11 protein-coding genes are annotated in these 8,934 nt (G+C 72.6%); all 11 read right to left on the bottom strand.

What is annotated here, in order from left to right; all coding sequences use genetic code 11:
• Position 1: 1 nt before the first annotated feature.
• Positions 2-361 carry an MmcQ/YjbR family DNA-binding protein gene (locus tag ACZ41I_RS37085; RefSeq protein ID WP_399765625.1) on the bottom strand — a complete coding sequence of 120 codons (360 nt, stop codon included), beginning with the start codon at positions 359-361 and terminating at the stop codon, positions 2-4.
• Between the two features lie 30 nt (positions 362-391).
• The gene (locus ACZ41I_RS37090) at positions 392-907 is read right to left on the bottom strand and encodes a GNAT family N-acetyltransferase (RefSeq protein WP_468516228.1); all 516 of its coding nucleotides are present in this window, start codon (positions 905-907) and stop codon (positions 392-394) included.
• Positions 908-909: 2 nt separating this feature from the next.
• Positions 910-1,491 (bottom strand): helix-turn-helix domain-containing protein, encoded by a 582-nt coding sequence (locus ACZ41I_RS37095; RefSeq protein ID WP_468516222.1) that lies wholly within the window; start codon positions 1,489-1,491, stop codon positions 910-912.
• 46 nt (positions 1,492-1,537) lie between these two features.
• On the bottom strand, positions 1,538-2,443 hold the full coding sequence (locus ACZ41I_RS37100) for a LysR family transcriptional regulator (RefSeq protein WP_399765631.1): 906 nt from the start codon (positions 2,441-2,443) through the stop codon (positions 1,538-1,540).
• A gap of 31 nt (positions 2,444-2,474) precedes the next feature.
• On the bottom strand, positions 2,475-3,668 hold the full coding sequence (locus ACZ41I_RS37105) for a glycine C-acetyltransferase (RefSeq protein ID WP_399765634.1): 1,194 nt from the start codon (positions 3,666-3,668) through the stop codon (positions 2,475-2,477).
• A 38-nt stretch (positions 3,669-3,706) separates the two neighbouring features.
• On the bottom strand, positions 3,707-4,735 hold the full coding sequence (gene tdh, locus ACZ41I_RS37110; protein ID WP_468516223.1) for an L-threonine 3-dehydrogenase: 1,029 nt from the start codon (positions 4,733-4,735) through the stop codon (positions 3,707-3,709).
• A 189-nt stretch (positions 4,736-4,924) separates the two neighbouring features.
• Entirely contained in the window at positions 4,925-5,500 is a 576-nt protein-coding gene (locus ACZ41I_RS37115) for a GAF domain-containing protein (RefSeq protein WP_399765639.1), read from the bottom strand.
• Between the two features lie 61 nt (positions 5,501-5,561).
• Positions 5,562-6,161 (bottom strand): GTP-binding protein, encoded by a 600-nt coding sequence (locus tag ACZ41I_RS37120; RefSeq protein WP_363219847.1) that lies wholly within the window; start codon positions 6,159-6,161, stop codon positions 5,562-5,564.
• Positions 6,139-6,510, bottom strand: a complete 372-nt coding sequence (locus ACZ41I_RS37125; protein WP_363219846.1) for a DUF742 domain-containing protein — start codon at positions 6,508-6,510, stop codon at positions 6,139-6,141. The genes ACZ41I_RS37120 and ACZ41I_RS37125 overlap by 23 nt, the downstream gene beginning before the upstream one ends.
• A gap of 2 nt (positions 6,511-6,512) precedes the next feature.
• Positions 6,513-6,947, bottom strand: a complete 435-nt coding sequence (locus ACZ41I_RS37130; protein ID WP_363219845.1) for a roadblock/LC7 domain-containing protein — start codon at positions 6,945-6,947, stop codon at positions 6,513-6,515.
• 95 nt (positions 6,948-7,042) lie between these two features.
• The coding region (locus tag ACZ41I_RS37135; RefSeq protein ID WP_468516224.1) for an ATP-binding protein at positions 7,043-8,934 on the bottom strand (1,892 nt) is incomplete at its 5' end.

An 8,934-nucleotide genomic window follows, 5' to 3' on the forward strand; every position in this document is an offset into this window, starting at 1 on the left:
TTCACTCTCCGGGCGGCAGCCCCAACTCAGGGTGGGCGTCGAGGAGTCGGGGCGTGGCGGCCTGCCGCCAGGAGTCGGTGAGGATGTCGCGCAGCTCGTCCTCGTCCTCCAGTGCGGCGAGTCTCGCTCTGACCCAGGCGAACTGGGCCTCGTGGTCGGCGATCCAGAACTTCTCCGGCTCTGCCAGCACCAACTCGTCGCGCTCGACCTTGGGGCAGCGCACGGCGATGGACGTCTCGTCCTCGGGCAGGGTCGCGAACATCTTCCCGGCGACCCGGAACGTGGGCATGCTCCAGGCGATCTTCTCCGTGGTGTCCGGCAGGGACAGAGCGATACGGCGTACGTCTTGTGCGTCCGGCATGCAAGGCACCGTAGCTCCTGCCACTGACAGTCACCCGCCGAGCCGCTTGTAGTAGAGCGTCGTGGGCCGCAAGTCGCCCGCCGGGCTCGCCGCGTAGTCGGGGATGGTGCCGGCCCGGGTCCAGCCGGCCGAGCGGTAGAGGTGCTCGGCGGGGCTGCCGGTCTCGGTGTCCAGGTGGAGCAGGGTGATGCCGGCGGCAGCGGCGGCGGTCTCGGCGGTGCCGAGGAGGCGGCGGCCGAGCCCTTGGCCGCGCACGGAGCGGTGCACCATCAGCTTCACCAGTTCCGCGCGGTGGCGGCTGTTCGGCTTGTCGGGGTGGACCAGACTCACGGTACCGACCGGCCGGCCGGTGTCGTCGAGGGCCGCCCACAGGGCGAGCCGGCCCGCCGCCGTCGCCTCCGCCCGCTCCCGCCACCAGGCGGCGGCGTCCGCGTGCGCGAGCGGGGCGAGGAAGCCGACCGAGGCACCCCCGGCCACGGTGTCGGCCAGCAGCTCCGCCAACTCCTCGGCATGCGCGCGCACGTGTGTGCCGGTCCAGCGCTCCACCCTCACGGCCGCACCACCGCCAGCACGTACCGCGCCCCGACCGCTCCGCCGCACCGGAACCGGGTCGGGCCGAAGACGCGCATCCGCAGGCAGTCGCCGGTGCCGAGGTGGTGGACCTGTTCCCCGACGGTCACCTCCAGCGCGCCGTCGAGGACCCACAGATGCTGTTCCAGCCCGGTCACGGGCGGGCGGTCGTAGGCGATGTCGGCGCCCGGTGCCAGCCGGCCCTCGACCAGTTCGCCGCGGAGTCCGGTGTGCGGCGGGGACACGGCCCGCCGGACGAAACCGGAGCCCGGGTCCTGCCAGATCTGCTGGTCGGCGGCCCGGACCAGCGGCTCGGGGGCCGCCTCGACCTCGCTGAGCAGCTGGGACATGGTGCGGCCGTAGACATGGCAGAGCCGGTTCAGCACGGCGGCGGTGGGGCTGATCTCGGCGCGCTCGGCGCGCGACAGGGTCGACCGGCTCACTCCGCTGCGCTCGGCCAGCTCTCCCAGGGACCAGCCGTGCTGGGTGCGCAGTGCGGCCAGCCGGGCGCCGAGCCGGGTGTCGAGTCCTGTGTCGAGGGGTTCCTGCGCGTCTCTCATATTCGGGACGATATCCCTGATATGAGACAGCTGCGTTACCGAAACCTCACGCCTCCTGCGCCGCCCGGCCCAGCGCCTCCAGCACGGGCCGGATCAGGGGGTGCCCCTCGGCACCGCGCCGTACGGCGGCGAAGACACGGCGGGTGGGCGCCACGCCGTCGACGGGGCGTACGACCACGCCGGTGAGGTCCATGCCGTTCAGGGCGGAACGCGGTACGAGGGCCACACCCACGTCGGCCGAGGCGAGGGCCACGACGGCGCGGAAGTCGTCCGAGGAGTGCTCCAGACGGGGCTGAAAGCCGGCGTGCTCGCAGGCGAGGACGACCACGTCGTGGCAGGGGTTGCCGGGGTACGGGCCGATCCAGGCGTCCTTGGCCAGCTCGGCCAGGGGGATCTCGGCGGCGTCCGCGAGGCGGTGTCCGAGGGGCACGACCGCGTCGAACGGCTCGGCGTACAGCGGCAGGTGGGCGAGCCGGGGGTCGTCGGCGGGCGGGGCGCCGCGATACTCCACGGCGACCGCCACATCGACCTGCCGGTCCAGCACCATGGGCAGGCTCGCGTCACCCTCGGCGTCCTGCACGCGGATGCGGATGCCGGGCGCGGTGTGCGCCAGCCGGGCCACGGCCGGGGCCACGACCTGGGCGATGCCGGTGGCGAAGGCGGCGACGGTGACCGTGCCCGCCTCGCCCGAGCCGTAGGCCGCCAGCTCCGCCTCGGCCCGCTCCAGCTGGGCGAGGACGGCGTTGGTGTGGCTGAGCAGGATCTCGCCGGCCGGGGTGAGCCGTACGCCCTTGGCACCGCGCTCGACCAGCCGGTGTCCGGTCTCCTGCTCCAGTGCGGTCAGCTGCTGGGAGACCGCCGAAGGGGTGAGATAGAGCGCGGCGGCCGCCGCGGTGACCGTGCGGTGGTCGGCCACCGCACGGAGGATGTGGAGCCGCCGTGCTTCGATCATGCCCTCCATTATCCCAGGGCGTACGCCCTGGTCAGGCCTCCAGTTCGGCGCGCGCCGCGACGAACGCGTCGACCGCGCGGTTGACGTCGTCCATGGAGTGCGCGGCGGACAGCTGGACGCGGATGCGGGCCTGGCCCTGCGGGACGACCGGGTAGGAGAAGCCGATCACGTACACGCCCCGCTCCAGCAGCAGCTCGGCCATGCGGGCCGCCTTCGCCGCGTCGCCGATCATCACGGGCGCGATGGCGTGGTCGCCGGGGAGGATGTCGAAGCCCTCCTCGGTCATCCGGCGGCGGAACAGCGCGGTGTTCTCGTTCAGCCGGACCCGCAGGTCGTCGGCGGACTCCAGCAGGTCGAGGACCTTCAGGGAGGCCGCGGCGATCACCGGCGCGAGGGTGTTGGAGAACAGGTACGGCCGGGAGCGCTGGCGCAGCAGGGCGACGATCTCGGCGCGGGCGGCCACATAGCCGCCGGACGCGCCGCCGAGGGCCTTGCCGAGGGTGCCGGTGACGATGTCGACGCGGTCCATGACGCCGTGCAGCTCGGGGGTGCCGCGGCCGGTCGGGCCGACGAAGCCGACGGCGTGAGAGTCGTCGACCATGACCATCGCGTCGTAGCGGTCGGCGAGGTCGCAGATCTCGCGCAGGGGCGCGACATAGCCGTCCATGGAGAAGACGCCGTCGGTGACGATCAGGCGGCGCCGGGCGTCGGACGCCTCCTTGAGCTTGGCCTCCAGGTCGGCGAGGTCGCGGTTGGCGTAGCGGAAGCGGCGGGCCTTGGACAGGCGGATGCCGTCGATGATCGAGGCGTGGTTGAGGGCGTCGGAGATCACCGCGTCCTCCTCGCCGAGCAGCGTCTCGAAGACACCGCCGTTGGCGTCGAAGCAGGAGGAGTACAGGATCGTGTCCTCCTGGCCGAGGAACGCCGACAGCCGGGCCTCCAGCTCCTTGTGCACCTCCTGGGTGCCGCAGATGAAGCGGACGGAGGCCATGCCGTAGCCCCAGCGGTCGAGCGCGGCGTGGGCGGCGGCGATGACCTCGGGGTGGTCGGCGAGGCCGAGGTAGTTGTTGGCGCAGAAGTTGAGGACCTCGCCGGGCCGGCCGCCGGCGGTGACGTCGACGGTCGCGGACTGCGGGGTGCCGATGACCCGCTCGGGCTTGTGCAGTCCGGCGGCCCGGATCTCTTCGAGGGTGGTACGGAGGTCGTCGCGGACGGTGTCGAACATGGGGGTGCTCTCCTGAAGGTGCTTGCGGGTGAGGGGAGTTACGCGGTCCAGTCGAGGATGACCTTGCCGCCCTTGCCGCTCGCGGCGTCCGCGAACGCGGCCTCGAAGTCGCGGTAGCCGTACCGTCCCGTGATCACGGGGGCGAGGTCCAGGCCGCCCTCCAGGAGCACCGACATCGCGTACCAGGTCTCGAACATCTCGCGGCCGTAGATGCCCTTGATGGTGATCATCGAGGTGACGATCCGGGACCAGTCGACCGGGAACTCCTCGGCGGGCAGGCCGAGCATGGCGATGCGCCCGCCGTGCGTCATGTTGTCGATCATGTCCCGCATGGCCTCGGGGCGGCCGGACATCTCCAGGCCGATGTCGAAGCCCTCGCGCAGGCCCAGCTCCCGCTGGCCGTCGGCGATGGTGGACTCGGCGACGTTCAGCGCCAGGCTCGCCCCTATCTTGCGGGCCAGCTCCAAGCGCTCCTCGCTGACGTCGGTGACGACGACGTTGCGGGCGCCGGCGTGCCGGGCGACGGCGGCGGCCATCAGGCCGATCGGTCCGGCGCCGGTGATCAGGACGTCCTCGCCGACCAGCGGGAACGACAGCGCGGTGTGCACGGCGTTGCCGAACGGGTCGAAGATCGCGGCGACGTCGAGGTCGACGGGCACGCGGTGCACCCACACGTTGGAGGCGGGCAGGGCGACGTACTCGGCGAAGGCACCGTCGCGGCCCACACCGAGGCCCACGGTGGCCCGGCACAGGTGGCGGCGGCCGGCCAGGCAGTTGCGGCACTTGCCGCACACCAGATGGCCCTCGCCGCTGACCCGGTCGCCGATACGGATGTCGGTCACGTCCCGCCCGACCTCGACGACCTGCCCGACGAACTCGTGCCCGACCACGAGCGGGGTGCGGATCGCCTGCTGCGCCCAGCCGTCCCAGGCCCGGATGTGCAGGTCGGTGCCGCAGATACCGGTCCGCACGACCTTGATCAGTACGTCGCCCGGACCGATCTCGGGCTCAGGGACGTCCGTCAGCCAGAGCCCCGGCTCCGCCTTCTCCTTGACCAGCGCCTTCACGCGTGCCGCTCCTGTGGGTGAGGTCCCGGCCCGCGGGCATGCCGAAGAAGCCCGCACCGGGTCAGAGGGGTGGAATCACCCTGCAATCTGCCGTATGCGCGGGGCGCGGGTCCATCGAGCTTTTCTTAACCGCCGCCTCAGCTTTCCTTCACGCCCCGGGTACCGGGAGCCTAGGCAATGCCGGTGCTCTCACAGCGGCAGGCCGTCCTCGGCGCTTCGTTCGAGGCGTACGACGAGGTCGGCGGCCAGCGCCTTGATGGCCTCCAGGCCTTCCCTCCCCCAGGTCCGGGGGGCCGTGTCGGCCGCGCACAGGGTGCCGAGCGCCATGCCGGAGCTGTCGATGAGCGGGGCGCCGAGATAGGAGCGGATGCCGTACTCGTCCACGACCGGGTTTCCGGCGAACCGCGGATAGTCGCGGACGTCCTCGAGCACCAGTGCCTTGCGGCGGACCACCACATGGGGGCAGAACCCGTGGTCGCGCGGCAGGACCCGGCCCAGCTGCGGCCTGCTGCCGTCCTCCCGGACGAACGGGGCGAGGAGGGGGACGCACAGGCCCGCGAAGAACTGGAGGTCCTCGCCGATGAAGTTGACCATGGCGTAGGGCGCGCCGGTGAGCCGGGCGAGATGGTCCGCGAAGGCGTCCAGCGCCGGGTCGGGACGGTCGGCCAGGCCGAGCAGGCGCAACCGGTGGACGCGCGCGGGGGCCTCCTTGTCCTCGGGGGTGAGCAGCAGACCCCGGACCGGCCGGGGCGGCTCGTAGGTCATGGCCGGGCTCCGGCGCTGTGGGCGTACCTCATGGGGCGGCTCCGTGGGCTAGAGGGCGGGATCACATGTGGGCGCCATGGCTCGGCGCGGGCGCCGGGGCGTGGGCGAGCAGGTGGCGTACGAGGGTGAGCAGGGTCTGCACGCCCGAGCTGGAGATCCGGGCGTCGCAGCGGACGACGGGGACCTCGGGGTCGAGGTCGATGGCGGCACGCACCTCCGCGGGGTCGTAGCGGTAGCCGCCGTCGAACTCGTTGATGGCGACGATGAAGGCGAGCCCGCGCTCCTCGAAGAAGTCCACGGCCGCGAAGCAGTCCTGCAGCCGACGGGTGTCGGCGAGGATCACCGCGCCGAGCGCGCCCTCGGACAGCTCGTCCCACATGAACCAGAACCGCTCCTGCCCCGGTGTGCCGAACAGGTAGAGGACATGGTCCGGATCGAGGGTGATCCGGCCGAAGTCCATGGCTACGGTGGTCTCCATCTTGTTCTCGACGCCGTCGAGACTGTCCGTGCCGACACTGACCGTGGTGAGCAGCTCCTCGGTACTGAGCGGCGCGATCTCGCTGACCGCGCCCACGAAGGTCGTCTTGCCGACCCCGAACCCGCCCGCCACCAGGATCTTCAGCGCGGTGGGGAACGGGTCAGAGCTGTCGTCGTAGTCCATCGAGCACTGCCTCCAGCAGAGACCGGTCAGTGGGTGTGTGGTGGAAGACGGGGGGCTTGGTGGTCAGCGCCCCGCAGTCGACGAGGTCCGAGAGCAGCACCTTGGTGACCACCGCGGGCAGTTTGAGATGTGCGGCGACCTCGGCGACCGAGACCGGTGACCGGCACAGGTCGAGCGCCTGGGCGTGCTCGGGGCCGAGGTAGCCGAGCGGGGTGACGCCGGTGACCATCACCTGTGACATCAGGTCCAGGGCGATGCTGGGCTTGGTACGTCCGTTGCTGACCGTGAACGGGCGCACCAGCCGTCCGGCCGCGTCGTCCAGCCAGGGCCCGTCGCCGGCTGCGGCCACCCTCAAGGCCTCGTCGCCGTGGGTTCGGCGGCGTGCTGCCGGGGCGCGGTCACCAGGTAGGGCCGGACGCTCTTGACGAGCATCGCCATCTCGTAGCCGAGCACGGCGGCGTCGGCCTCCCGGCCGGCGAGCACGGCGAGACAGGTGCCGGAGCCGGCGGTGGTGACGAACAGCAGGGTCGAGTCGAGTTCGACGACGACCTGGCGGACGTCGCCGCCGTCACCGAACCGGACGCCCGCGCTGCGGCCGAGGGAGTACAGGCCGGAGGCCAGGGCCGCCATGTGGTCGGCGCTGTCGATGTCGAGACCGTGCACGGACTTCACAAGCCCGTCGCAGGACAGCAGCACCGCGCTGGTGGTGTGCGGTACGCGCTGCACGAGGCCGCTCAGCAGCCAGTCGAGGTCGGACGCGTGGGCGGTCGGCGCATCGCTCGCCATGGTGGATCGACTCCTTGGGTTACGTAAGGTCTGCGGGAGCGCTGGGTGCGGATGGGTCGGGGTGGTGGGGGTGGGGGCGGGTACGGTGCGGGTGGTCAGCTGGCCGGGGCGCTCCCGTCGGACCGGCCGGCACCGCGAGCACCGTCGGATGCGGGCGCGGGGGCGCGTTGCTGGGATATGGGGGGCACTGGGTCGGTGAATTCCAGCGGTGCCGACTGAAGTTGATGACTGATCAGGTGGGCGGAGTCCGTGTGAGCGGACTCCATGTGGCTGGAATCCACGTGGCCGGACTCCACGTGGCTGGACTCCATGTGCGCGGACGGCATGTGGGCTGAGCCCGTGTGGGGGGAGCCCATGTGTGCCGGGTCCGGGTGGCTGCTGGAGTTCAGGTGGCCGGAGTCCAGGGCGGTGCGCTCCTGGCTCTCCATGTGCTCCATGTGCTGCTGTGCCTCGGCGAGTCCGACCCCACGCTGGAAGGCGGCCATCAGCCCCGGGTCGTGGCCCGGCACGGTGTCCATGTCCTGGCGCGGCGCGGGGCCGCCGCGCAACTGGGGGACGATGTGCTCCTGGGCACGGCGGCGGGGCAGCGGGGGCTTGCCCATGGTCCCGCGCACGGTGCCGGTGCGTGGCGTGGGCAGGATGCCCGCGTGGGCTTCGACCGCCGCCCGGTCGGCGGCACTGACGCCGGGTACGGCAGCGGCGGGGGTGGGCCGATCCTGACGGACGCCCCGCACGGGAAGCGGCAGCGGGGCACCGTCGTTCCGCCCGCTGTCACCGCTCGCCGTACCGCTCTCCGTGCCGCGCCACCCGCTTTCGTGCTGGGCGTGCCGCCGCCGAGCCTGTCCGGTACCGGAGCCGGCCCCGCCCGTGGAGGCGAGCGGTGCGCCGGAGGCCGGCAGGGTGTCGGAGGCCGGTGGGGCAGCCCCGGTCCCCAGCCCGGTACCGTCCCCGTCCTGCGCGGGGCTCGCCTCCGCGGGACGCACTCCCGGCGGCGACGCGGGAACAGGCCCCTGCGCCCGGCCGAACCCGTGCCCCTGTCCGAGCACATGTCCCTGCTCCTGCGCGTACCCGTGCTGGTGCCCCTGGCCCGGCGCCTGTGTCTGCCCCTGGAGCCGCACAGGGCGCGCCGCACCGGCGCCGGCCGCAGTGTGCGGCTGGGAGACGCCGGTTCCGGCGGCCGCGCCGGGCACACCGGGTGCCGTACCCAACAGCGCCTGCGGGACGACGAGTACGGCCTGCACACCGCCGTAGATGTTGCTCTGCAGGCGCACATGGATGCCGTGCCGCCGGGCGAGCTGGGAGACGACGTAGAGGCCGATGCGGCCGTCTGCCAGCAGGCTGGCGACGTTCACCTGGTCGGGGTCGGCGAGCAGGGCGTTCATCCGGTTCTGTTCGCCGACGGGCATACCGAGTCCGCGGTCCTCGACCTCCACGGCGAGCCCGGAGGTGACCAGGCCCGCGCGGAGCAGCACCTGGGTCTGCGGGGCGGAGAACACCGAGGCGTTCTCGATGAGTTCGGCGAGCAGATGGATGACGTCGGCAACGGCGTGGCCGCGCAGTTCGCCGTCGATCGGCGGCACCAGCTTCACCCGGGAGTACTGCTCGACCTCGGCGATGGCGGAGCGCAGGACCTCGGTCATGCTGACCGGGTTGCTCCACTGGCGCCGGGAGACGGCGCCGCCGAGCACGGCGAGGTTCTCGGCGTGGCGCCGGATGCGGGTGGCCAGGTGGTCCACGTGGAACAGACCCTTGAGCAGGTCCGGGTCCTCGATCTCGTTCTCCAGCTCGTCGAGGATCGAGATCTCCCGGTGCACGAGCGACTGGAGCCGGCGCGCGAGGTTGACGAAGACCTCCAGCTTCTGCTCGCTGCCCGTCTGGCTGGAGAGCTGGGCGGGGGGGGGGGGGGGGGGGGGGGGGGGGGGGGGGGGGGGGGGGGGGGGGGGGGGGGGGGGGGGGGGGGGGGGGGGGGGGGGGGGGGGGGGGGGGG

This window comes from Streptomyces sp. NPDC030799 (assembly GCF_055572255.1).